General features: G+C 65.1%; 25 protein-coding genes. 3 read left to right on the forward strand and 22 right to left on the reverse strand.

Annotated features, from left to right (window positions below; genetic code table 11):
- Nucleotides 1-38 precede the first annotated feature (38 nt).
- Both H8M03_RS02940 and H8M03_RS02945 read right to left on the reverse strand, forming a co-directional pair.
- Nucleotides 39-695 carry a hypothetical protein gene (locus tag H8M03_RS02940; RefSeq protein ID WP_187480273.1) on the reverse strand — a complete coding sequence of 219 codons (657 nt, stop codon included), beginning with the start codon at nucleotides 693-695 and terminating at the stop codon, nucleotides 39-41.
- Between the two features lie 20 nt (nucleotides 696-715).
- The gene (locus H8M03_RS02945; protein WP_187480274.1) at nucleotides 716-1,756 is read right to left on the reverse strand and encodes a hypothetical protein; all 1,041 of its coding nucleotides are present in this window, start codon (nucleotides 1,754-1,756) and stop codon (nucleotides 716-718) included.
- Between the two features lie 157 nt (nucleotides 1,757-1,913).
- Here H8M03_RS02945 and H8M03_RS02950 point away from each other — a divergent pair, with 157 nt between their 5' ends.
- Nucleotides 1,914-2,579: a hypothetical protein gene (locus H8M03_RS02950; protein ID WP_187480275.1), complete on the forward strand. Its 666-nt coding sequence runs from the start codon at nucleotides 1,914-1,916 to the stop codon at nucleotides 2,577-2,579.
- Here H8M03_RS02950 and H8M03_RS02955 read toward each other — a convergent pair.
- From H8M03_RS02955 to H8M03_RS03015, 13 genes are all read right to left on the reverse strand, one after another.
- On the reverse strand, nucleotides 2,521-3,156 hold the full coding sequence (locus tag H8M03_RS02955; protein WP_187480276.1) for a lytic transglycosylase domain-containing protein: 636 nt from the start codon (nucleotides 3,154-3,156) through the stop codon (nucleotides 2,521-2,523). The genes H8M03_RS02950 and H8M03_RS02955 overlap by 59 nt on opposite strands.
- A complete protein-coding gene (locus H8M03_RS02960) occupies nucleotides 3,141-3,719 on the reverse strand; it encodes a S26 family signal peptidase (protein ID WP_187480277.1) in 579 nt (192 codons plus the stop codon). The genes H8M03_RS02955 and H8M03_RS02960 overlap by 16 nt, the downstream gene beginning before the upstream one ends.
- Entirely contained in the window at nucleotides 3,712-3,939 is a 228-nt protein-coding gene (locus tag H8M03_RS02965; protein WP_187480278.1) for a helix-turn-helix domain-containing protein, read from the reverse strand. Before H8M03_RS02965 ends, H8M03_RS02960 begins: the two co-directional genes overlap by 8 nt.
- Nucleotides 3,940-4,114: 175 nt before the next feature.
- On the reverse strand, nucleotides 4,115-4,435 hold the full coding sequence (locus H8M03_RS02970; RefSeq protein WP_187480279.1) for a DUF736 domain-containing protein: 321 nt from the start codon (nucleotides 4,433-4,435) through the stop codon (nucleotides 4,115-4,117).
- A 377-nt stretch (nucleotides 4,436-4,812) separates the two neighbouring features.
- Nucleotides 4,813-5,109, reverse strand: coding sequence for a hypothetical protein (locus H8M03_RS02975; RefSeq protein ID WP_187480280.1), 297 nt, complete (start codon nucleotides 5,107-5,109; stop codon nucleotides 4,813-4,815).
- Nucleotides 5,110-5,133: 24 nt separating this feature from the next.
- Nucleotides 5,134-6,039 carry a cation diffusion facilitator family transporter gene (locus H8M03_RS02980; RefSeq protein WP_187480281.1) on the reverse strand — a complete coding sequence of 302 codons (906 nt, stop codon included), beginning with the start codon at nucleotides 6,037-6,039 and terminating at the stop codon, nucleotides 5,134-5,136.
- Between the two features lie 11 nt (nucleotides 6,040-6,050).
- Nucleotides 6,051-6,551 carry a DUF411 domain-containing protein gene (locus tag H8M03_RS02985; RefSeq protein WP_222931896.1) on the reverse strand — a complete coding sequence of 167 codons (501 nt, stop codon included), beginning with the start codon at nucleotides 6,549-6,551 and terminating at the stop codon, nucleotides 6,051-6,053.
- A complete protein-coding gene (locus tag H8M03_RS02990; protein WP_187480282.1) occupies nucleotides 6,548-9,808 on the reverse strand; it encodes an efflux RND transporter permease subunit in 3,261 nt (1,086 codons plus the stop codon). The genes H8M03_RS02985 and H8M03_RS02990 overlap by 4 nt, the downstream gene beginning before the upstream one ends.
- 1 nt (nucleotide 9,809) lies before the next feature.
- Nucleotides 9,810-11,003: an efflux RND transporter periplasmic adaptor subunit gene (locus tag H8M03_RS02995; protein WP_187480283.1), complete on the reverse strand. Its 1,194-nt coding sequence runs from the start codon at nucleotides 11,001-11,003 to the stop codon at nucleotides 9,810-9,812.
- A gap of 10 nt (nucleotides 11,004-11,013) precedes the next feature.
- Complete coding sequence (locus H8M03_RS03000; protein WP_187480284.1) at nucleotides 11,014-12,333, reverse strand: TolC family protein; 1,320 nt, start codon at nucleotides 12,331-12,333, stop codon at nucleotides 11,014-11,016.
- A 51-nt stretch (nucleotides 12,334-12,384) separates the two neighbouring features.
- Nucleotides 12,385-12,717 carry a hypothetical protein gene (locus H8M03_RS03005; RefSeq protein ID WP_187480285.1) on the reverse strand — a complete coding sequence of 111 codons (333 nt, stop codon included), beginning with the start codon at nucleotides 12,715-12,717 and terminating at the stop codon, nucleotides 12,385-12,387.
- A gap of 46 nt (nucleotides 12,718-12,763) precedes the next feature.
- Complete coding sequence (locus H8M03_RS03010; protein WP_187480286.1) at nucleotides 12,764-13,213, reverse strand: methyltransferase family protein; 450 nt, start codon at nucleotides 13,211-13,213, stop codon at nucleotides 12,764-12,766.
- The gene (locus tag H8M03_RS03015) at nucleotides 13,213-13,845 is read right to left on the reverse strand and encodes a cation efflux transmembrane domain-containing protein (protein WP_187480287.1); all 633 of its coding nucleotides are present in this window, start codon (nucleotides 13,843-13,845) and stop codon (nucleotides 13,213-13,215) included. Before H8M03_RS03015 ends, H8M03_RS03010 begins: the two co-directional genes overlap by 1 nt.
- Before the next feature lie 76 nt (nucleotides 13,846-13,921).
- Between H8M03_RS03015 and H8M03_RS03020 the strand changes: the two genes are divergently transcribed.
- Nucleotides 13,922-14,329 carry a MerR family transcriptional regulator gene (locus H8M03_RS03020; protein ID WP_187480288.1) on the forward strand — a complete coding sequence of 136 codons (408 nt, stop codon included), beginning with the start codon at nucleotides 13,922-13,924 and terminating at the stop codon, nucleotides 14,327-14,329.
- A gap of 65 nt (nucleotides 14,330-14,394) precedes the next feature.
- Here H8M03_RS03020 and H8M03_RS03025 read toward each other — a convergent pair whose 3' ends face one another.
- Nucleotides 14,395-15,702 carry a S1 family peptidase gene (locus H8M03_RS03025; RefSeq protein ID WP_187480289.1) on the reverse strand — a complete coding sequence of 436 codons (1,308 nt, stop codon included), beginning with the start codon at nucleotides 15,700-15,702 and terminating at the stop codon, nucleotides 14,395-14,397.
- Between the two features lie 784 nt (nucleotides 15,703-16,486).
- Between H8M03_RS03025 and H8M03_RS03030 the strand changes: the two genes are divergently transcribed.
- Nucleotides 16,487-17,881 carry a hypothetical protein gene (locus tag H8M03_RS03030; RefSeq protein WP_187480290.1) on the forward strand — a complete coding sequence of 465 codons (1,395 nt, stop codon included), beginning with the start codon at nucleotides 16,487-16,489 and terminating at the stop codon, nucleotides 17,879-17,881.
- 52 nt (nucleotides 17,882-17,933) lie between these two features.
- On the opposite strand, the gene H8M03_RS03035 is transcribed toward H8M03_RS03030, so the two are convergent.
- The 6 genes from H8M03_RS03035 to H8M03_RS03060 all read right to left on the reverse strand — a co-directional run bounded on the left by H8M03_RS03035 (nucleotide 17,934) and on the right by H8M03_RS03060 (nucleotide 23,526).
- Entirely contained in the window at nucleotides 17,934-18,635 is a 702-nt protein-coding gene (locus tag H8M03_RS03035) for a hypothetical protein (RefSeq protein WP_187480291.1), read from the reverse strand.
- Nucleotides 18,636-18,706: 71 nt separating this feature from the next.
- The gene (locus H8M03_RS03040; protein ID WP_187480292.1) at nucleotides 18,707-19,063 is read right to left on the reverse strand and encodes a thermonuclease family protein; all 357 of its coding nucleotides are present in this window, start codon (nucleotides 19,061-19,063) and stop codon (nucleotides 18,707-18,709) included.
- A gap of 133 nt (nucleotides 19,064-19,196) precedes the next feature.
- Nucleotides 19,197-20,996 (reverse strand): ParB/RepB/Spo0J family partition protein, encoded by a 1,800-nt coding sequence (locus H8M03_RS03045; RefSeq protein WP_187480293.1) that lies wholly within the window; start codon nucleotides 20,994-20,996, stop codon nucleotides 19,197-19,199.
- 88 nt (nucleotides 20,997-21,084) lie between these two features.
- The gene (locus H8M03_RS03050; RefSeq protein ID WP_187480294.1) at nucleotides 21,085-21,255 is read right to left on the reverse strand and encodes a hypothetical protein; all 171 of its coding nucleotides are present in this window, start codon (nucleotides 21,253-21,255) and stop codon (nucleotides 21,085-21,087) included.
- Nucleotides 21,256-21,884: 629 nt separating this feature from the next.
- A complete protein-coding gene (locus H8M03_RS03055; RefSeq protein ID WP_187480295.1) occupies nucleotides 21,885-22,562 on the reverse strand; it encodes a DNA -binding domain-containing protein in 678 nt (225 codons plus the stop codon).
- 193 nt (nucleotides 22,563-22,755) lie between these two features.
- Nucleotides 22,756-23,526: a LuxR family transcriptional regulator gene (locus H8M03_RS03060; RefSeq protein WP_187480296.1), complete on the reverse strand. Its 771-nt coding sequence runs from the start codon at nucleotides 23,524-23,526 to the stop codon at nucleotides 22,756-22,758.
- Between the last annotated feature and the right edge of the window lie 83 nt (nucleotides 23,527-23,609).

The following is a 23,609-nucleotide window of genomic DNA, read 5'->3' on the forward strand; positions in this document are numbered from 1 at the left end:
GAGGCGTATGCCAAGTCAAAATCGTCGATGCAGTTGCGCTAGGCCGCCACCCTTTTTTGGACCGCGGCGCGGACTTGTTCGCGCATGGGCCCATGCCGCATGAAACCGCCGCGCGTAAAGGCCGGGCAAAAGAGCGCCTCGCCGAAGACGCGACCGGCGGATCCGCTTGCCAGGCCCCAGTAAGCGGCACTTCGAAGGCAGACCACGATGCGATCGCCGGCTCTCGCCGCCGGGAACAGGACGGATTGCGCCCAATCAACCGCCTTTCGGGCGGATGGCAGCGCGGCCAGCAGCGGCCAGTCGTGGAAACTTTTCGAATGGTAGGGCGCCATGTCGAGCACCGCGACTTCCGCGCGCGCCGCCTCTGGCGTGATACCGAACTGACGAACGATGCGCGTCCACCAGCCATAATGCGTGCGGTGTTCGGCAGCGGTCGACAAAGGCTCGTCGCCCCCGCGCTGGCGTTCATACCACGCCTGCGCCTGCGGCTGTTTGGCGTGATCGAGATCGTACGGATCGAAGCCCGGGGCGATGAACAATAAAACCACTGGCGCCGTGCGAAGCGGACCGGTGAACGGCGACGGCAGGCATTCGAGATTGAAGCTGTGGGCAGTCGAACCGAGCACGTCGGCATCGTCAGGATGGACAAATTGGTCGCCTTTGCAGCGCGCCCAAAAGCCGAACAGGTCTTCCACGCGCCGTGCCGCGAGAGGCTTCAGGCGGCTTTGCGGAGCGGAGCCACCGGCTTGAGCGCGAACCGCCACAATGGAAGCACGCGCTGCGGCATTTCGCCCGAAGTGAGCGGTGCGAACCATCCCGGCCGCATCGGCGCCCGCAATTGCCTGACCTCGCCTTCGCGCAAGGTTTTCCTCGCGTAATAGCGTGCGAACATCCGGCTCAATGTCCCGACCATGTCGAATCCCTGTCCCGGCGTTGCATGTTCGGGTTCCCAGACAAAGTCGATGGAGAGCAAGCGGTCGCCTTCAATCTGCGCGAGCGGGCCGTCGCAGGTCCAGTCGCCATACTCCATCAGGACCGAGGCAATTTCGCGCTCGATTTCGTCCTCGATGACGCGTTCGCCGGCCATCAGCTGGGCCTTGCCGATGGTGATCAGCACATCGCCATTGGCCGCGATCGGGCTGGTCTTTTCCCCATCCATCACCATTCGAAAGCGCAGCGGAGCGCGCGTGCCGAGCGTCCGGTCGCCGAGCTCCGCCAATTCATTGGCACGCATCGCTTCGTGAAGGTCGATGCTCACATCGCCGTTCACATCGGTGAAATCCTCGGGCGACACCAGGGTCCAGATCGACCAGCGCGCCCAGTAAACGGCGAGCTTGAGCTTTGCTCCGGTTGCCGCCGCATAGGCCTGCTGCGCTTCGAGATAGGGCCGCCGGAGCAGGCGATTGCTGCGCTGGATGGTGGGGTCGTGCCGGTAGACGTTCTTGACCTCGACCAGCCATTGTTCGCCGCCTTGGAGGACGATGCGATTGTCGGGCAGCCGAAACCGGTCGGACGGGAACAGACGGCCGCCATCCTCCTGCTTGATCAGCATGACTTCGCCGAGTGCGAACACCAGCGCTTCGAACATCGCCTGGGTCCGCTGGCCATGAAGAAGCAACGGATCGTCAAGCGCCTCGTCGAGGCTCGCCTCGACATGGCTTGCGAATGCCTCTCGAAACTTGGGATCGCGCAGCGACATCTGGCGCGTTTCGCCGAACGCTGCGGCAACGGCGAGGAGGTCATAAGGCTTGGTCATTGTCGTGGCTCCTGGACCCGCAATCATGAACCTGAAGCGGCTCGCCCTCAAACGATAAGTTCAAGAAATGCGGGCGATAGGCACGCGAATATTGCGCCGCCGAAGCACGGCATGAGAGGGCTGAATGCATAGCCCTCGAGCCCAGGAATTCTTCGCAATGTTGACCCGTACGCTTACCCCCCAGGAATATCAGGCGATCACCGCGCTTCATGCCATCGGACCCTTGTCCGGATGGGAGTGGATGGCGGCGTTCGATACCAACGCCATCGACCTCATCACCTTCTGCACCGATCGCCATCCGTGCGGCGTCGGCGCCGATGCCGCGCTCCTCGCTCACTGGGCGGCCGGCGGGCGCTGTATCGTCCACCATAATCACCTCAGCGGCGAGAGCCTGTCGAACAAGGATTGGGGCGCGCTTGTCAGCCAGCCCGCCGACGAGATTTTCGCGCACACCGACGATGGCTCCATCTTCCAGGGCCTGATCGTCGATCGTCCGGGAATGGCAGCGGCGCTCGGCAAGTGGCGCGATGCGACCAACGCGGCCGACGCTGCCTTCATGGCGGCGATGCCGCCCTTGCCCAACCTGCTCAACCTTACCAACCAGCTGAGCAAACATCTCCTCGGCTCTGCGCTCGCTCGCCGCGGCCTGGCCACTTACGCGTACGAACTGGGGCCGAGCTGGTCGGCCCTGGTCGCCGCTTACCCCGGCGCGATCGCGAGAGGTGTCAGCGCCGCCGGAGCGGTGTTGCAGACCGAGATGCCGCTCAGCGCGGCCTGCGCCGGTCGATTGCGAACAAATTTGCCACGGGTGCGGCGACGCTGACGAGCATCGGGTCCGCCGCAGGCTGGCCGCTGTGCGGGAACGGCAGGCTCCTGCCTGCGACCGGTCTTTGCTGCCGCGCCCATGCCACCGCAATTCCGTTTGGCTGACCGCTCGCCTGCGTGGTCTTGGCCAGATAGCCGATCGTTTCACGCGGCAGGCGCGCGGCTCCCGTCAAATAATCGGCGTAGCGCTTTGGTCCCGCATTATAGGCGGCGAACAGCCCCGGATAACCGAAGCGATCGTGCATCATCCTGAGATAAGCCGTCCCGGCAAGGATATTGTCGCGCGGCTGATAGGGATCGGCCCCGAGCCCCAGGCGCGAGCGCAATTCGGCCCATGTCCCCGGCATGATCTGCATCAGGCCCATGGCCCCAGCCCGGCTGGTGACCGGCCGGCCATTGAACAGGAGGCGGCCGCCGCTTTCGGCGCGCATGACGCGCCGGATCCATTCCGCGGGCACCGCGAACCGTGCCGATGCCTCGGCGATTTCCGGCTCCCATTGTCCGACATTGGCCGAAGCCGGCGTACCGGCCATCACGAGGATCGCCGCAATCAGCGACCTCACGCGCGCCACCATAACTCCGCACGGCCGATGACATCAGCGGCGTGCGTAATCCCGAAATATCGTCCGTCAAAAGACCAAGAGTTGTCGCCGAGGAGCAAAACCTCTCCGGACGCAAGCGTGTTACATCCGGTCCAGGTTGGCAGCGCCCGCCCCCGGCCATCGACTTGCTGGCGTTGCGCGACACGCCGGCCATTGACCTCGACAGTATCGCCAACCGCGCAAATACGATCGCCTGCGATTGCAGAGACACGTTTGACCAGCGGGACGCCATAGGGGAGGTATCGCCGCTCGGCGGCGAGCGCCGCGACGGCCGGTGAAGGCCGGGCAATGGCCCAATCACCGTGTCGAAGCGGCTGGCGGTCGGCGACCAGATACAGGCCGCGCGGGCTGCTGGCGCTGACGTTCAAAATGAGCTTCGCGCTTGGCGCGCAAAACGCTGTGAACGCGCACGGCAACACCCCAGTCAGGGCGATTGCGGCGATCCACAAGCGCCGGCGGCGGGCGCGCCGCATCAGGATCATCGCCCGCAGCTGCTCACCGCAACTGGTTGCCGGCCAAGCTGGTGTGTCAGCCATGTACCAGCTCGTGACGCGTCAGCCCGCGCGACCAATTGTCGAGGTCGTCGATATGATACCGCACATAGCGGCTGTGCCGGCGAAAGATCGGGCCGGCGCCTTCTCCGCGCATCTGCTGGAGCTTGCGCGGACTCAATCCCAGATAGAAAGCGGCCTGCTCGGTCGACAGGAAGGGACTGCCCTTCTTGGCCTGCGCCGCGCGCGTGATTTCATCGATCATCCCTGAGTCCTCGTTGCCGTCAGCAGCGCCGGACAGGCGCTCGCTGCGGCCTGCGATCCTTCGCAGGCGATCAACAACGCGAGGAGGCTCGAAATTGCGGGTGGCCGTTTTCGAGCCCCCTCTGCCTTGGGGTGGCAAGAGCCCCGGCGCCTTCGGGCGCCGGGGCTGGCCGCGCTCAGTCGGCCGGGTTCCAGATCAGCGCGAAGCTGTCGTCATCGCCGCCCGCGGCGCGGCCGAGATTGGCGTAGAGGCGGCGCGGACCGAACTCGGGGGCCGCGAGGCTCAGCGACACATAGTCGCGACCCGAGGTTTCCGAGCGGCGGTTCCAGCCGGCGCCGACCTCGATCCCTTCCGAGAGGACGCGGAAGTCAGGCTGGCTGTCGCTCGACTTGCTGGCGTTGGGCACGATGTCGATCTCGGCGCGGATGGTGAGCGTCTTGAGCTGGCCCTTGAAACCGCCGTTGTCGTTGCGGCTGACATGTCCGATTGCAGGCATTGAACGTCTCCTTCACTGTCTCGCCCGCGACCTGTTCGGGGCGACAGGGCCCAAAAAGGACGGCTGGCCGACGACCGAACCGCCGCCTGGCAAAGCGGCGGCCGAAGCGAAGCGGAGGACCCTGAACGAGGGACTCATTTGGAGCGAAGCGGCCGCGAGGAGGTGCGAAGCACCGGGGAAATGAGTGCGGCGGCAGGGTTTCGGGACCAGGAGGACAGCCGTTCAGGCGCCCTGACCGAAACGCCCAGACAGGTTGCCGGCGAGCCGGCGAACGGTGTCATCTCCTGCCATTCGGACGTGTCAGCTGGCCGTCAATCGCGAAGGAGACGACAGGGCTTGCCGCCGGTTGCGCCGGGTCACTGCCCGGCCTCAGCTTGTCAGCCGCATCCGGACATCCGCCTGAGGGTTCGGGGAGAAGCGGTGACGGTCTCACCGTCGATCAGAATGTCACCGCTGTGCCGCATGTTGTTGAGCAGCGCGGCAAAGCCCCGGCTGTCATTGAGCCGCGCCTTCATCGCAGGATCGGCGTGGATCAGGTCAAACAGCTCTTGCCTGGGGCAGGACCCGCCGGCAGCGCACAGCGCCCGGCGAACGAAATCGTAGAGGCTGCCGGGGGTGCCGCGTGTCGGCGGCCCGACCCGCCATGTGCGCCTGCCAGGCACATCGTCGGTCATCGCAGCGTCCGCCTATTCCGCCGGTCAGGGATGAAGCGAGTCATTATCCCCGCACGCCTCGCGTTCGATCTGGATCGTCGAATGCTCAATGTCGTAGCGCGCGAGCAGCATGGCCGCGACCGACGCCCGGACCGCCTCGAAGTCCTTCCCTTCCGCAAGCTCGACATGAGTCGACAGGCTCCGGTCGTCGCTCGACAGCGACCAGATATGAAGGTCGTGAACGCCGGCCACGCCGGGCACCGCAGAAATCGCCCCCCTCACCTCCTTTAGATCCATTCCCCGAGGCACGCCTTCAAGGAGGATCTGCATCGTATCCTTAAGCAGGATCCAGGTGCGCGGAAGCACCCACAGGCCGATCCCGATCGCGACCAGCGGATCGACCCACTGCCAGCCGGTGAACATGATGACGAGCGCGCCGACGATGACGCCCAGTGAGCCGAGCATGTCGGCCCAGACTTCGAGATAGGCGCCTTTGATATTGAGGCTGTTGTCCTTGCCCGCCGCCAGCAGCCGCATGGCGATGATGTTGATGACGAGGCCAATGGCGGCGACCACCAGCATGCCGGTCGACTGGACTTCGGACGGCGTGAAGAAGCGTGCGATGCCTTCGTAAAGAACGTAGCCGGCCACCGCGAACAGCAGCAAAGCGTTAAACGCCGCCGCCAGGATTTCGAACCGGCGATAGCCGAAGGTCCGAGCGTCATCGGCTGGCCGCTGGCCGATCTTGACCGCCGCCAGCGCGATCGCAAGCGCGGCGCTGTCGGTGAACATGTGCGCCGCGTCCGACAGCAAGGCGAGGCTGTTGAAAACGAACGAACCGATCAGTTCGGCAATCAGGAAGGTGGTCGTCAGGCCAAGCGCTATCGCCAGCATCTTGCTGTTGGCACCGGCCGCATGATTGTGGGCGTGCCCGCCATGTTCGTCCGCCATGAGCTCTTCTCCTACTTGCCGCCGACGCGCTGGTTGTGGCGAACGAATGGCCGCGATGAGCCGTCCCGCATGACCAACAGCGTATCATAAGGCTCACGCCGCCCATCCTGCTCCATGCCGGGCGAGCCGACCGGCATGCCGGGGACGGCGATCCCCCGGGCATTCGGCCACTCGCTTAAGAGCTTACGGATGTCGCCATCGGGCACATGGCCCTCGACGAAATAGCCGTCGACCAGGGCGGTGTGACAGGAGCGAAGCCTGTCGGGAACACCGGCGCTCGCGGCAATCGCCGAGACATCTTCCATTTCCTGCGTCGTCACCAGGAAGCCGTTGGCTTGAAGCCTCTTCACCCAGGCACCGCAGCAGCCGCAGCTCGGCGACTTATAGACCTGGATGGTTGGTGGGGCCTTCGCAGGCCTCGAACAGGCTGCGGTAGGAATGGCCGCGACCAAAATCCCGATCATTGTTCGGCGGTCAATCATGAAAATCACCTTTTTCATCAGTTTGCTCATTTGGAAGGCAAAGGCTCACGCCCGAAAGCGTCTTCCTGGCCATATTCCCCGGTGACATGCCGGGCGCGCCCGCGGTGGAGCAGCATCTGGCTGATCGCCGGGAGCACGAAGAGGGTCAGCAGCGTGGCGACGATGAGCCCGGCGATGACGACGATCGCCAGCGGTTTCTGGACTTCGGCGCCGCGTCCGGTGGCGATGGCCATCGGCACGAAGCCGATCGCCGGCACCACGCCGGTAATGATGACGGCGCGCACGCGCTCCATCATCCCGGCCTTGATCGCGGCGCCGATCGCCACGCCCTTGTCGATATGCTGGCGGATGCTGGTCATGACGACGAGGCCGTTGAGCACGGTCACGCCCGACAGGACGATGAACCCGACCGCCGCCGAGATCGAGAATGGCAGGCCGGCAAGGAACAGGCCGAACACACCCCCGGCAAGGCCCAAAGGCACCGCCGAATAGACCGCCAGCGCCGACGTCACGCTTCGAAGCGCCACGAACAGGATGCCGAAGATCAAGGCGAAGACGAGCGGGATGACCAGTGACAGGCGCTGCGAGGCGGCCTGCAGATTTTCATACTGCCCGCCCCATTGGATGAAGACTCCCGGCGGGAGCTTCACCTGGGCTTCGACAGCACTTCGCGCTTCGCCGACATAAGAACCAAGATCGCGCCCGCGAACATTGGCCTGGACGACGATCCGGCGCTGGCCATTCTCGCGGCTGACCTGGTTGACCCCTTCGGTGAACTGGAAATTGGCCAGCTCGCGCAAAGGCACCGAGGCGCGTGCGCCCGCACCACTCGCCTCGAGCATTACCGGCAGGGCGCCGATCGCGTCGAGACTATCGCGGGTGACATTGTCCAGTCGAACGACGATATCGAACCGGCGGTCGCCCTCGAACACCAGTCCCGCCTCGCGCCCGCCAAGTCCCGCCGCGACGGTATTGGCGACCTCCTCGATGGTAAGGCCGTAGCGGGCGATCGCGTCGCGGTTGAACTGTACTTCGAGCGTCGGAAAGCCGCCAGTCTGTTCGGTGCGCAGGTCGGCGCTGCCCTCGACCTTGCCGATGGCCGAGGCGACCTCGGCCGCGACCTTTTCCAATTGCTCCATATTGTCGCCGAAGATCTTGATCGCGACATCGCCGCGAACCCCGGCGATGAGCTCATTGAAACGCATTTCGATCGGCTGGCTGACCTCGAACCCGTTGCCGACCAGGCCCTCCATCTTTTCCTCGATGCGCTCGACGATATCGTCCTTGCTGGTCACCCCGGACGGCCATTGGTCCTTGGGCTTTAAAATGACGAAGGCATCCGAGGCATTCTGCGGCATCGGGTCGGTCGCGACCTCGGCCGTGCCGGTCTTGGAGTAGATGAACGACACTTCGGGCAGCGATGAAATCGCCGTTTCGACCCTTTTCTGCATGTCGAGCGACTGATCGAGCGAGGTCGAAGGGATGCGGATCGCCTGCATCGCCAGGTCGCCCTCGTCGAGCTGCGGAATGAACTCCTGCCCCAACGCCATGAACAGGAGGCCAGCGGCAACGAACGCGCCTACCCCCGCCAGAACCCATTTGCGGGGCGCGGCGATGACCTTGTCGAGCGTCGGCTCGTAGCGCTGCTTGATCCAGCGGATCGCCTTCACTTCCTCTTCCGACACCTTGCCGCGGATGAGCACCGCGACCATCGCCGGAACGAAGGTCAGGGAGAGGATGAACGCACCCGCCAGCGCGAGGATGACGGTGATCGCCATCGGCGTGAACATCTTGCCTTCGACCCCGCTGAACATCAGCAGCGGCGCGAACACGAGGAAGATGATGGCCTGGCCGAAAATGGTCGGTCGAACCATTTCCTTCGAGGCCTCGAACACCTCGTGGAGCCGCTCGGACAGGTTGAGCAGCCGCCCTTCATGATGCTGCCGTTCGGCAAGCCGCCTCAGGCAATTTTCGATGATGATGATCGAGCCGTCGACGATAAGGCCGAAGTCGAGCGCGCCAAGGCTCATTAGATTGCCCGACACGCCGTAGCGGTTCATGCCGATGGCCATCATCAGGAACGACAAGGGAATGACCAGCGCGGCAATGATAGCGGCACGGATGTTGCCGAGCAGCCAGAACAGAGCGACGATGACCAGCAGCGCGCCTTCGAGGAGGTTTTTCTCGACCGTCGAGATGGTCGCATCGACCAGCGAGGAACGATCGTAAAGCGTCGTCAGGCGGACGCCCGGCGGAAGCGATTTTTCGACTTCGACAAGCCGCTCGGCGACTCCCCCGGCAACGATCCGGCTGTTCTCGCCGGCGAGCATCAGCGCGGTGCCGATGACGACCTCTTTGCCGTCGAGCGAGGCGGCGCCGGTGCGAAGCTCGCCACCAAGCGTGATCACGGCGACATTGGCGACCGTTACCGGCACGCCATTGCGGCTGGCGATGACGGTCCGCCCGATCTCGTCGATATGGCGGATGCGCGCGTCGGCGCGGACCAGGAAGGCTTCGCCGCCGCGCTGGATGAAATTGGCGCCGACCGAGAGGTTGGCCTTTTCGAGCGCATCGGCGAGTTCGGTGAAGGAGATGCCGTAAGCGGCAAGCTGGCCCGGGATCGGCTGGACCACGAACTGCTTTTCATAGCCGCCGATGCTGTCGACCCCGGCAATACCATCGACGCCGCGGATCTGCGGGCGGATGATCCAGTCCTGGACCGTGCGCAAATAGGCCAGCCGCGAAACCTCGTCGGTCAGCCGCTGCCCTTCGGGGGTGAGGTAGCTGCCGTCGGGCTGGAAGCCGGGACGGCCGGGGATCTTGGGCGATTCCTTGGTGGCGGTGGGCGCATAGCTCACCGACCACATCAGCACCTCGCCAAGCCCGGTCGAGACCGGGCCCATTTGCGGCTGGATGCCATCGGGCAGGCTCTCGCCCGCCTGCGCCAGACGCTCGGCGACCTGCTGGCGCGCGAAATAGAGGTCGACGTTCTCCTCGAACACGGCCGTGACCTGCGCAAAGCCGTTGCGCGAGATCGAGCGGGTGTAATCGAGGCCGGGAATACCGGCGAGCGAGTTTTCGACCGGGAAGGTGACCAGCCGCTCCATGTCGAGCGGGCTGAACTGCGGCGCGGCGACATTCACCTGCACCTGTTTGTTGGTGATATCGGGAACGGCGTCGATCGGCAGCCGGAACAGCTGGAACGCGCCGTAGATCGCGACAAGGGCGGTGATGGCCAGGACCGCCCAGCGAAAGCGGACGGAGGCGTCGAGAAGGCGATCGATCATTCTAGTGCTCCGCCTCGCTTGCGCCCAACTGGGACTTGAGAACGAAGGCGCCCTGAGTCACGACGATCTGGCCGGCCTTGAGCCCGTCGAGGATTTCAACTCGGCCGCCGCTTCGCGAACCGACGGAGACCGGGATTGCCTGGAACCCGTCCTTGACCTCCACGAACACCATGTCGCGGCCCTCGATTTGCTGGACCGCCTCCTCGGGCAGGATGATCGAACTTTGGCCGCTGCCCCTTGGCGTAATGCGCACGCGCACCGCCTGGCCTTGGGTCAGCCCGCCGGGCGCGCCGGCCAGCTGGACGACCACGGTGGCCGATCGGCTCTGCGGGTCGAGCGACGGGGTCACCGAACGCACCGCTGCCTCGACGATATTACCGCCCGGCAATTCGACGATGGCGCGATCGCCAGGGCGAATGCGCTGCGCATCGGTCGCCGGCACCGCAGCTTCGATCTGGATTCGGCGCGGGTCGGAGACGTTGAACAGCTCGGCCCCAGCCGCGACATAGGCGCCGAGTTGGGTGTCGACCTCGGTAATTCGCCCGGCAATCGGGCTTCGCACTGCAAGATAACGCCCGCCGCCGGTGACGCCGGCGGCCCGAACCGCGGCATCGGCGCGCTGCGCTTCGGCATCGGCGGTCCGCCGCGCGGCTATCGCCGCTTCAAGGTCCTGCCGGGCGGTGATCCGGGCGTTGAACAAGCGTTGCTCGCGCGCGGCAGCCGCCCGCGCCGCCTGGGCGCGGGCGGCGGCGGCATTGCGGTCGGCGACGAACGCCGCCGCATCGCGGCTTTCGAGCAGTGCCACCGTCTCGCCGGCACCGACCGGATCGCCGAGGCGCTTGGTGATCCGGACTACCGCGCCATCGGCGCGCGCGGTCAGGAGGGCGCGCCCTTCGGGCGGCGCCGTCACGGTCGCCTGGGCGATGATTTCCGACTGGAGCGAACCCAGCACGACCCGCTCGCTGGCGATGCCGCTGGCAGCAAGTTTCTGGGGCGTCATGGCGATAAAGCCCTCGCGCCCATGCTCTTCGCCTTCGGCCTCTTCGGCCGGTTCGGTCACCGCCGCCGGTTCGGTCGTCGACCGTCCGATCAGCACGCCGCCAACACCGGCAACGAGGGCGGCGGCGGCAACGCCGCCAAGCCAGCGATGGCGATCCGTCAACCGGATCAATTTGATGTCTCTGATGGACTGCATGACGAGGTTCCTATTGAGCCAGGATCCGGCCGAGTTCGGCCGTGGCGAGGGCAAGGGTCAGCCGCGCTTCGGTCAGCGAAGTCCGCGCGGCGGTGTAGGCATTCTGGATGTCGATCAACTCGAGCAGCGAGGCGCGGCCCTCCCGGTAGGAGAGTTCGGCAAGCCTTAGCGCTTCGCTCGCTTCGGGGACCGCGGCCTTTTCCAGCGCTTCGACGCGGCGCTGTGCCGCTTCGACATTGGCGATGGCGTTGCGTGCCCGGGCCGTGGTCGTCGCCAAGGTGCTGGCCCGCCGCGCGTCAGCGGCATTGGCCGCCTGGCGGGCGGCATCGATATTGCCCTGGTTGCGATCGAACAGGCGAAGCGGCATCGACAGGCCGGCAACCAGACCGACATCGCCGGTTTCCCGGACGTGGCGAACGCCCACCCCGACAGCCGGGTCAAGCCGGCGCTCGGCAAGCTGCTCGCGCACGCCGGCGGCGGCGGCGGCCCGCTCGGCATCGGCCAGGCGGACATCGAGGCTGATGTCCGGATTGACGTTTCGGGGCGTCAGGTCGAGCGCGGTGCCAACGACACTGCCGACCGGCAGCGACACCCCGAACAAAGCGGCAAGCGATGAACGAGCGGCGAGTTCGTCGGCAACGGCGGCTTCGCGTTCGGCCTCTGCTTGGGCCAAAGCGGAGCGTGCGCGCAGGCCTCGAAGCGGCGGATCGCGGCCGGCCTCGACAAGAATCCCGGCGACGCGTGCCAGTTCCCGCGCCCGGGTGACGTTGTCATCCGCCTGCGCAAGTTTTTCGCGGGCCGCGATAGAGCGCGCAAATTGCTCGCGGACCGATTGGAACAGATCGGCCCTGGCGATAGCGAGGCGAAGCCGCTGGACATTGAGCTGGGCCTCGGCGGCACTGACCCTCGCGGAGCGGCGCCCGCCAAGATCGAGCCTCTGGTTGACCGCGATCGTGGTTTCGGTGGAGCGAAGGCCGCGAAGCTCGCCGGTGCCGGCAAAATTCTCGACCTCGAGGCTAAGCTCGGGATTGCTGCGGTAGCCGGCCTGGCGAATGCGCGCTTCGGCCGCAGCGACTTCAGCTTCGGCGGCGACAATCGCCGGCGAGCGCGCGGCGGCTTCGTCGAGCGCCTGGGCCAGCGACAGCGTGCCGGGCAAGGGTCCGGTACGCGGCTTCGGCCGGACGGGTTGGATTGGCGCGGGCGGGCCAGCCGCCCGGGATGCCGGGCTGCCGACGCGAGGGCTGGCCGGATTGCCGACCTGCGCGGCGGCTGGCATCGCCAGCGCCGTCAACGCCACCGCGGCAAAGGCCGCGGCTGCTGTAAATTTCATTGATGTGACTCCTGACGATGAAACGAGCCCGAAGGTCGGGCACGGTCTTCGTCAGGCGATCGGCGGCCTCAGTTGCCCTTCGGGTTCTCGCCCGGGATGATTGGCGTCGTGCCGGGCGCTGCCAAGTTCGGCGGTGCGGATCGAATAGCCGAAAGCGACCCCGTCCCCGGACGTGGCGACATGATGGCCGTTGCACCCGGTGTGATGATGGGCGACGCCTTTTTCGGGATCGTCCGGCGTTTGGTCGCGATCTCCGTCAAAATGCTCGGCACTCTGTTCGGTCGCCGGAATGCAATCGAACCGTTCGGCGGCATGCGCCGAGGTTCCCGTCCACAAAGTGAGAACGAGGAGCAGCGCGCCAACGAAGTGGGTCCAACGGGGCATCGCGCGGACCACTAGCAGCCCTCCCGGCACAAGGAAATGGCCGCGATCACAGCCATCGGCGCACCCGCGCGCGATAGCCGCGATAATCGTCCCCAAAGCGGCGGATGAGATAGGCTTCCTCGCGGGCGATCACGAACCGGTCGATGATCAGAGCGCCAAGCAAAGCAAACAGCGCCGCGGCCAGGCTCGTGAGACCGATGGCAACGGCCAGCCCGATGAGCGTCATGCCAAGATACATCGGGTTGCGGGTGAAGCGGTACGGACCTGCCGCGACGAGGAAACTCGCCTCCCGCCACGGCTCGGGCCTTGTCTGCTTTTGGCGGAACAGCCCAAGCGCGGCGGCGATCAGGCCAAGCCCGGCGAGCCCGACGACCAACGCGGCGACGAGCACGATGCCGCTGGCGATCGGGGCGCCGTCGATGGCGAGACCCGCGCCGACGAGACCCGCCATCATCAGCGGCGGCGGCACAAACACCCGGGGATTATCCGCCGTCATTACACGGATTCCACCAACGCTGGCTTATCCGCCAGTTCGGCCAAAGCGAGGCGGATGATCTTGATTCCGCCCGAAATGCCCAGCGCCGCCATGATCGCGGCGACGGTAAGGTCCGGCCAAGCGGTGCCCGTGCCGAATACGCCGAGCGCGGCGGCGACTACGGCGATATTGGCGATGGCGTCGTTGCGCGAGCAAATCCAGACCGAGCGCATGTTGGCATCGCCGTCGCGGAAACGATAGAGCAGCAGCGCCACGCCGACATTGGCGGCAAGCGCAGCAAGTCCGATCCCGCCCATGATTGCGGGCGCCGGCGATGAGCCGTGGAACGCGGCGAGGATGGCGCCGATCATGACATATCCGCCAAGCGCCGCCAGCGTCACGCCCTTGACGAACGCCGCCCGCGCCCGCCAGGCAAGCGCCAGACCGGCAACACCGAGCGAGATCGCGTAATTGGCCGAATCGCCGAAGAAATCGAGCGCGTCCGCCTGGAGCGCGCGCGAATCGCCCAGTTCGCCGGCCGCGAACTCGACCGCGAACATCGCCGCGTTGACGATGAGCGCAATCCATAGCGCCCGCCGCCACTGCGGCTGGTTGTGCGGCGCGGTCTTAGGGGCACAGCAGGAAGCAGACATTCGTCACCTCGACAAACTCGACGTGACACGCCATCTGCACCTTATAGTCACTATAGGGTCAAGGGGTTTTTTCGCGATGAAGATCGGCGAGCTTGCACGGCAGGCCGGCGCCAAGCCCGAAACCGTTCGCTTCTACGAGCAGGAGGGGTTGTTACCGGCACCTCCCAGAACCGCGGGCAATTACCGCGACTATGGCCCCGCGCACCTCGCCCGGCTCGCCTTCATCCGCCACGCGCGGGCACTGGGTTTCGAGCTCGGCGATGTCCGGACGCTGCTCAGCCTCGCCGACCGGCCCGATCGCGACTGCGCCGATGTCGATGCCATCGCCAGCGCGCATCTGGCCTCGGTTGAGCTCAAGATCGCCCGGCTGCAAAGCCTTAAGAGTGAACTCGAACGAATGGTCCGCCAGTGCCAGGGCGGTCACGTCGCCGAATGCAAGATTATCGATACCCTCAATGACCACAAGGACTGTGACGGCCATTAACTTGGCACCAATCCCTCTGGGCGGTTGGGGGAGGATCCTGCCCGATAGCGCGTGTACCCAATTGATTAGGGCGTGCTGGGTAACTTGATGGTCGCGTCGTGATCGTCAATCAGTTCGATGAACATGGCGTATGCGTTGCAATCGCGACCAACGCATCCTTCAGTCCCTCCCGAATGCATGCCAATTGCGATCGCTTTGCTTCCGGTGCCGGGGTTGAAAAACCAGGGTCCACCACTGTCCCCTGGCGCGGTGAGGTCCGGCTGTGACGTATTGCTCACGACGAAAAAGCCAGGATACCCGAATGCGGTCCCGTCAATCGCTTTGATCGTCCCGCATGTCAGTTTGGTCGTGTCACCACTTTTGCAAACCGCGTCCCCGACCTTCATGGAAGCCTTCGCCGCGTATGCGTAGATGTCGAAGTAATTCCCCGTGACACCGGGCACCTGGTTGTTCGGATTCTCGAAATAGACATCGTACAGTCCATCGTCTCCAAGAGCGCTGCTCCCTTCCAAAACCATGTAATCGTAAGGGCCCTCGAGCTTTCGAATAATCGGGCGTGCCCAATCGAACTTGATGAAGTGCACAGGATTGCCAAAACGGTGCGCAAAGATCTGCGGTGCCGGAACAGTACAATGCGCTGCAGTCAGCACCCCTTTCAAGCGACTGGCACCATATCTGACGGGAAAGCCAAAGGTGCACTGAGTTGGGTTTGGGTGAGCAGGATTGTCACTGATCCAGACGGCATGGCCGCCCGCGATGAAGTCGCCGCTCACCACGCCCGTAGGCGGCGCTTCACGCGCGGGCAGCTTGCGGACAACGAGATCAACCGTGCCGCGAAGACGAGGTGGTACGAGCGGTTCGGCACGCGCTAGGTCAGAAGCACTCCCCACGCCTAAATCAAAGCGCTGCTTTTTCTCCTCGAACCAGCCATCGAAGGCGATGTTCGCGCTCCGCAAAGCGGCCGACAGCTCTTCTAAATCTTGCCTCTTCTGCTTTCTCGATTTGTTGACTGGCACGATCTGAACGTACCGCCGAAGTCGCGGCGAGAGACTTTCTCTGAAGGCTTGCCGTTCATTCTTGTCGAGAAAGGCAATATTGATCTTGTAGACGGGCTCATGTTCGATCCAAATGTCAGCGTATGCAGGATCGTTCTCGCGCTCGAGCCGCTGCGCGAGTTCCATGACCTCAGACTGCACAGCCAAGCGTTCTTCCGCGACCGCTTCGGACAGACCATAAGCCTGCATCAAATAGCTGACCACCGGGTTACGCCCACCAGCAAGCACTCTTTCAGAAGGCGGTTCCGGAACCGGAGGCTCTTGAGCCATCGCGGAAGACGCCATGGCCATTGACGCGGCAAGAGCGAGCAAGGTCATCTACATTCCTTTCGCCAATGTAGCGCTGCCGAGCAGCACCAAAGTCTGTGGACAATGATCAGGAACAGGCGCCACGAGGGGCGTCTGCCTGTTTGCCGCGCCACCGCCGAAATTGTACGTCTTGCCCCCGACCAGATCCCCTTGAGGTCTGCGAACGACAAACCCTTGCGAGGCCAAGACCAAGCGGCTTCGGTTATCGAATACTGGGGTCGACGCTTCCTGAGCGCCGTAGAGGCGAAAAACGACACAGCCGTTTTGAATGTACAGCGCGCCAGTCAGGCTGGCTTCGGGGATGCCAGCAGCTGTCGCGCTCCTGAGCGCCAAATATGGCTGCGCGAGCGGAGGCTGTATCGAGCTTGGGCCGGATTCCACGGCGCAAGATGAGAGGCAGAAAGCGAAGCCGTAGACGAAGAGAGTCCCCGGAAGTCGGTTTCGCAACAGGCCGAACTGCAGCCCCATTGGACGCGTCCGAGACGGGAGAAGCCGCAAGCGTGAACAACGCCGCCAGGTGACAGCGAGCATCGCGGGAAGGGAAAGCCGATTGCGTAACGTCCTCGCCATCTCGGCGACCTCGTGTTCAGGCAATTCGGCAGCGTAAACAACCATTGTAGACCTCCCTTGGTTCCAAATTGACGCGCGACGACCGTAGCTTAGCTGATTCCCCCAGGTATCTCAGGAGCGAAGGTCGCCGGTCGGTCGTCGCGAGCATCGACCTGTCGCCACGAGACTCATTCAAGCGCCAGCGCCCTAGCGAAGGCCGCGGTCCCTACCCACATCGCGCCCCATGAACATCTTCTGGTCCTGGCAGAGCGACACGCACCAGCCCACCGGCCGCTATTTCGTGCGCGACGTCCTCAATCAATTGGCTGCCGAACTGAACGGGTTCGATGCCATCGACGAAGCCGAGCGCCCGGGTCCCGGTGAGGACAGCGACGACGATGCCGACCCGGTCGATCACGACGATAGCCAAGTGTTCGTCGACCATGACATGAAGGGCATCGCCGGCCACGCACCGATCGCCGACACGATCTTGAAGAAGATTGAGGCGGCCGCCGTGTTCGTCGCCGATCTGACGCCGATCGCCATGACCAAGGCGGGCAAACTGGTCCCCAACCCCAATGTCATGATCGAGCTCGGCTATGCGATTCGCGCCCTCAAGCACCAGCGCCTCGTGCTGATTGCCAACCAGGCCGAGAAAGCCAAGCTCGATAAATTGCCGTTCGACCTCAAGCACTGGAGCGCGCCGGTGATGTATAAGTTGCCGAGCGATGCCGGCGAGGAGCGCATTCGCGAGGAAGCCGCCAGGCTCAAGGCCGCATTGAAGCCTAGGATCGAAGCCTCGCTCAAGGTCGCCGCCCGCGAGATGAAGGCCGCAAAGCGGATCACGCACCGCGAGCCCGAGCTCGCGATCACGTTCGACGACGATATGGAGCTTCCCATCCCTCTCACCCAGCGGCTGCGCGAAGGCCGCGTGAAGACGCTCGAGGAGATCAAAGCCGAGACCCCGCTACGCCGCCTTCCACCCAAGAAGCCCAGCCGGGCCGGCGTTATCGCCGAACCCCGTTCATCAGACATCCTGCGCATGTTCGCGCAGCCGCGCACGCCCGAGAAGTGGAGCCGCGAAGAGACCGAAGGCTATAACAGCATCGTCTCATCCTACTATCGCCGCTACGAGACCTATCTCGAGGAAGACGCCGACTATCGCCGGATGGTCCTGCGGAGCTTCCAGGTCAAACTGCTGCTCGACAATTCAGGGACGGCGCCGGCGACCAACATCGATGCGGTGCTGTCTTTCCCGAGCAGCATCATCCTTCACGATTTCGAGAAGTTTCCCGAAGGGCCGATCGCGCCCGAACCGCCGCCGCTGCGCCCATTGGCGCCCGGCCAGGGCTGGGTGACGCCGGTTCGGCAGTCGATCGACATTCCCCGACTGACCACGCCCCTTCAGTTCAGATCGACCCATATCCATCCCGGCCGGCACCAAGTTCGCTTCGACCTCAAGGATTTGAAGCATCACGAGCGCGCCATCATCGACGCATTCATCGTCTCGTTCGCGGCGCCGAAGGATATCGGCGACTTCGAGGTGGATTATGTGATTACCGCCAACGAACCGCTCGACCCGATTCGCGGGACCTTGCGCTTCCCGGTGTCGTTCGACGACGACGACAAGGCCGCCTAGCCCCCAGTCTCGTTCTGGCCCGTCGTCGTCGTCGAGCGACGTGCCGTAGCGATCATGGCTGGCCCATCAGAGGGTCTTCGTCGATCTCCTTCCACGGTTGCCCCTGGAGCGTCGCCCAGCCGCGTCCGATCCGCCGTTTCAGGCCGTCGGAAATCACGCCGCCCGAGCGCGCATGAAATGTCAGGAAGCTGTCGCCTCCTTGCGCTTTGCCACCTTCGAGAAACGGCGTGCTGGCGAGGATCATCGCCTTGATGATTGGATAACGATCGTCCGCCAGCATGTCGTTGGCGATCCAGCGGACGAGGTCGCGGCGCATGATCGACGGCGGCGCGACCACGGCGAACACGCCGATCGCATCCTCCCACCCAAGCGCCTCGGCGGTGGCCTCGATCTGCTTGGCCGACGCACGCACTTCCTTGCGCAGCCGATCGCCGATTTCGCGCAGCATGCGTCCGGCGGCGCGCGGCTCGACCTTATCGAGCGGCACCGAGACTTCGCCGAACACGATCATCTTGCCATGTTCGATCAGGATCTGGCCGAGCTTCTGCTTGACCGCCGACGAGGCGGCACGGTTGCTGGTTAGCGACTTGACCTCGACGATCAGGCGCTCGTTCGGGAACAGCACGTCGGCCACCTTGCCCGGACCGGCGACGATGGTGTCGGCGTCGATCCCGCCTGCCTGCCGGAGCGCGGCGACCATCAGATCATGTTGGTTGTCGATCCGCTCGAGGCGCGGCGAGAAAAGGATCGGCATTTCATCGAACCGAAGGCCGGGTGCTGCCGGTGCACTCCCCATCCGGTGCCGCAGCCAGTCCAGCACTCCCATCAGCGGCGCGCGCAGGCGCGGCCGATCTCGCCGCCCGTGTCCCAGTGGACCTTGTAGATCGCCGCGCCGTAGCGCAGCTGCCAGCAGGAGAGATCGGTCTTGCCCGCCCAGGCGCGCACTACCGCGCGTCCAAAGCGGTCGCGCGTCACGAGCCGATAGCGAAGGCGGCCCTGTTTAAGGCCCCGCACGAGGCTGGCACGCGACTGTGCTCCATCGCCGCTGACGCAGGTTCGCCAGCGCGGGCAATCGTTGAGTTCCGGCGCGTCGATGCCCAGCAGCCGGAGGCGCTCGGCGCCGCACCTTAGGGAATCGCCATCAACGACATAGGCGCTGGGGCAATCGATAACGGCGGGCATGGTGTCTTCCTTGGGACAGGGCTTCGGGCGGGATGTCGACGCTAGCGCGGGCGAGCCATTCCCCGCCACCCGGAAAGCAGGGAAAAGGCGGCGTCCGATTTCGGACGCCGCCCTTATTTGCCAGTGCGGACGGTCAGGCCGCCTCGGCCACCATCTCTTCGGCCACCTGCTCCTCCCCTTCCTCCGGGGCCGGAGGAGACGCCGCCGCCTCCGCTTCCTCCGCACCGAACAAATGCGCGACCTCGGCATGATGGCGCACCGTCCCGGCCCCGCCGCGCTCCGTATAATGGCTTGGCGGAACCTGCATCCAGCGCGGCACCCAGCCTTCCACCTTGGCGCGGCCATTGGCCCCCGCAAGGCAATCGCTGAGAATCGCCTTCTGCGCCTTGACCTTCTCGGTGCGATTGGCCTCGGCGACCTCGTTCCCCGCCATGTCCGCGATCATGGGGGTGAGGACTTCGCGGTCGCGGATGAGGTCGATGAACGCGTCATCGGCCTGCCAATGGTCGCGCATGTCGAGGCCAAGGTGGAGGCTCAAGGCTTCGACTTCGGCGCTGCCCGCTGCCAATGCCTCGCCCATGGCGAGCGCGACCACCCGCATGACCGCCGCGTCGTCCAGCGCCAGCAGCCGGACGAACAGTTCGGCAGTGCCGGTCGAGCCATAAGCCGCGCCGGTCTGGATCAGCGTCGGCGATTCCGCGTCGAGATCGAGCAATGCCAGCAGTTCGCGCCGCTCGGCATCGAAGCGGGTTTCTGCGGGCGAGGTCTCGATGCTTTCGGCAATGGCATCCGAACTGCTGCGCTGCGGCTCTGGCCGGACGGCGAACAGATAGGAACCGGCCAGGACGTGCGCGGCCATCAACCGAAGCGCGGCGTCGGGGGCGCCGAGCAGGTCGGCGCGAACCGCCGCATGGCGGTGAAGGTCGATGTAGTTTTGCAGGCTGCCGGTCACTTCGCTGCGCTGGGGCTTGGCCTCGCTCGGCCCCTCGCCCGCCGCCAGCCGACGCGCGTCCTTGCGCGTTAGATAGCCTTCATGGAAGGCGACCTCGCCGCGCTGCGACACGGCGATATAGACCTTGCCGCCCTTGGACTTGGCGGTTCGCTCATAGTCCCAGCTGGGGAAATATTGGCCGGGTTCGAGGACGACCACCTCGCTCCAGCCCGCGCCCAGATAGGCTTGGCGCTTCTCCTCGATGGCCGCGCGCTGCGCGTCCCAGAATGCACCCGCATCGGCAAAATAGCCGCCGTCGCCGAACAGGTCGGTGACGATTGCATGGGGGTAGGTTTCGAGGTCGAAGATGGCGTGAGCGGTGGCAATCGATGCGCCGCCGAACAACCAGCTTTTGAGGCTCGCCCCCATCGGCGCGTAACGCTCCTTGTCGGCAAGCAGGGCAAGCCAGTCCTTCTGCTGCGCCTTGGTCGCCATGGTCAGCAATTTGACGCTGCCGCCATCGATGTCGCCCGCGCGATAGAGGTCGCGGATTTTAGGCAGCAGGTTGCCGAGCGCGAGCACTTGGCCCACCTGCCGTTCGGTCAGGCCGAACACGAGGCCGATTTCTTCCGCCGAGCGGCCTTCCTTCACCAGCCTTGTGAAGCTGACCCATTGCTCGACCTCATGCGGCTCGGCGCGCGCGACATTTTCAAGGATCGAGGCTTCGAGCGCGGCGGCGTCGTCGCCTGCGTCCATGATCGCGCATGGCAGGTCGGCGGCTTTGCCGTCTTCGGCGGCGAGGGACGCGGCAAGGAAGCGCCGCCGTCCGGCGACAATCTCATAGCCTTCGCCCTCGGCTCGTGGACGAACGATCAGGGGCACGAGGACGCCGCGCAGCCGGATCGAGGGAAGCAAATCGTCGAGGTCGGGTGGCTTCTTGCCCGCGCGCATATTGGCGTCCGACACGGTCAGTCGCGACAGTGCTATATGTTGAAGCTGCATGGCTTTCACTCCTTGGCGCCGGTCGGAGGGAAGCGGACGCGAAGGGGCGACCGGCGCTCCTCCCTCGGCCCGATGGGAAAGCGGCACGTCATCCGAACAGCTCGAGCTGGTTTCGCGCGGCGAGGTCGAACAGGCCGATGTCGAGCGGCTTCTGAGCCTTGATCGGAAGGAGCGGTGCTGCGGCGCGCAGCGCCAGTTGGTCGGCAAGCCGCACCGGGGCAACACCACAGACCAGAAATTGCTCGCCGAGCGGCGTCATTTCGCTGGCCCCGCCCGCGCTCCCGCCCGGCCCTGCCCCCCGCTCTCCGGTCTGGAAGTTTGCGCCCACGGACCCGTCCTCAAGCCTCAAAAATCACCACCGCCCCGGGAAAAGCGGGGTGGGCGGCAAGAGGCGGACGGCAGGCCCGGCCAGGAAGGGCGCCGGCATCCCGCAAGGGACCGGAACGCCAAGTGGAGGAGCCGGTCCGAAGGGCCGGCTTGCCGGCGACCTGGCCGGGCCTAGAGGACGCGTCGCCCACCCCGGTTTTTCCGGGGCCGCACAACGCCGGCGTGCGAAAGCGCGCCGTCCTTACCGCCGCGCCTCGCGGCGGTCCGTCAGCTGATCGTTACCGAAAGGCCGAGACCCGCTTGGCGGGGCTCGGTCGGGAGCGCCTCGGCGCGAGCGATAGAGCTGCGGTCGGACCGGCATCGCCGGGCCGAGACGCAAACCCTAGATGGGTGTCGAGCAGCCCGCCGCTCCGAAACGAACGAGGGCCAGAATATGACAAAGCCCGGGGAGCTTGTCGCTCAACCCGGGCTTCGGCCCGTAAAACCGAGCGGGCTCCTTTGGTTATCGCGCCATTGTCGTTCGATCAATCGTGTCACGGTCTCATGCAACGTCCCTCGCTGTCACTGCAACAGCGCCCAATAGCCGCCTGATGCCATCGCCTGGGCGGATTTCACCAGACGCTGGCTACGTGATCGCAGATGCGGCTGGTCGATGCGCCAGCCGCGAACCTGCATCGACGGATCAAGCAGGGTCAGCGCCAGGTCCCGTTGACTGGCACCGGCCTGAAAGGCGTCGAAGGCCCGCAACTGCAGGATCATCCGGGCACGGAGGTGGGCATTCCCCGGCTCGGCGGGGATGTGTCCTGACCGGGCAAACCGCCGCAACCGGCCGAGCGTCGCCAGCGGCCGATCGAGCGAAGCGATCCCGGACAGGTGGTAACGAAGCTGGACTTGCCCGGCGCATGTCCCGGCCATCTCCACATCCAGCCGCAGCGATCGAAGTCCATCGCTCACGCAGCAATGCAGCAGCGGCCCCTTTTCGACGCCGGTCACAAGCGGATGGCCAAGGTCGATGAGATCATTCTCTCGCCCACCCTTCTCGGCGCCGCATCGCAGGACGCCGGGATGGCGAAGGCCGCTCCACATCGGCCGCGCGTCGGGAACGCCAAAGTCCGGGTCCTCGAACCGGACGAGCCCCCAATCACGCGCCGGTCGTTCGCGATCGATAAAGGCCGCCCGGTAGGCCGGATCGCGCCGCAGCCATTCCCAGCAGATCAGCGACCGGTCGGCGTCGACCACGGGCGCATAGGCGCCGGAGTCCCGCCAGTCGGGAAATGAAGGACCCGGCACAGCCAGGCTGGCTCACTGGCAGCCCGAAAGAAGGGCGCGGTCCTGGCCCGCCACTGGTCATGCTCCTCACCCTGACGATGCGGTCGAGGATCGAGGCGGGGCACGAATCGCACCATTCCCCCGGATGGGGGAGTTGCGGATTTCAGGTTGAAGACGAACCGGCGACGGGTGGGACCAGGGCCGGCAGGGCATCGTCGAAGCTCAGCCAATCGTCGCGCAGCCCGAGCACTACGAGTTGAGTGCGACTGACCACGTCGTAGGACTGGCGCGCCTGCTTGAGATATTGGCGTGCGGTCTCGACGCTGATGCCAAGGATGACCGAGACCTCCCAGTCAGTCTTGCCGCACGCGACCAGCTTGAGGCACTGACGCTCGCGCGGACTGAGATACGGGCGATCGGGATTCGCTCCAGTGCCGCTTAGCGACCGCGCCATTTCAAAGGCCAAGCGGCCAACCAGTTCGGCGGATTGCAGGCGCTCATACGGTAGCGGCGCGTCGCCCGCGGCCGCGAAGGAGCAGGATCCCGCCGGCTCGCCGGGTACGTGAACGGGAATGGTGAAGCCCTCGCCCAACCCATGGTCGCGGCTGGCGATGAAGCGTTGCTTCGCGGATGGAGCAATGGTCCCAAGCTCGGCGAGGCCTTGCCAGGCAAAGCCGGTGCTCGTGCGGCGGCAGGCGCAGTGCACCGGGTCGTCGATCAGGCCAGCCTCCGCCTCGAGTTGGTTGACCCAGCCTTGCGGGTAATTGTGCAGCCGGATGAGCGATGCCCGGCTGTGGCCGAGCGCGGCATGGTGAAGCAGCGCAAAGTAAGTAAAGCCAAGTTCGCTGCACGCCCCATCAAGCTGAAGGCGAAGGTCTTCAAGCGAGCAGCATCGCGAAACCGCCGCAGCAAAGCGGTCCGCGAGGCGCTTCATGCGCGAGTTCCTTCGGATCCGTCACGCACCTCGTGCACCGGCCCCTCGTTAACTTCGGCAATTCGAAGAAGCAGCAAACCGAT

Origin of the sequence: Sphingomonas sabuli, assembly GCF_014352855.1 — a bacterium.
In the GTDB taxonomy this organism is placed as follows: Bacteria; Pseudomonadota; Alphaproteobacteria; order Sphingomonadales; family Sphingomonadaceae; genus Sphingomicrobium; species Sphingomicrobium sabuli.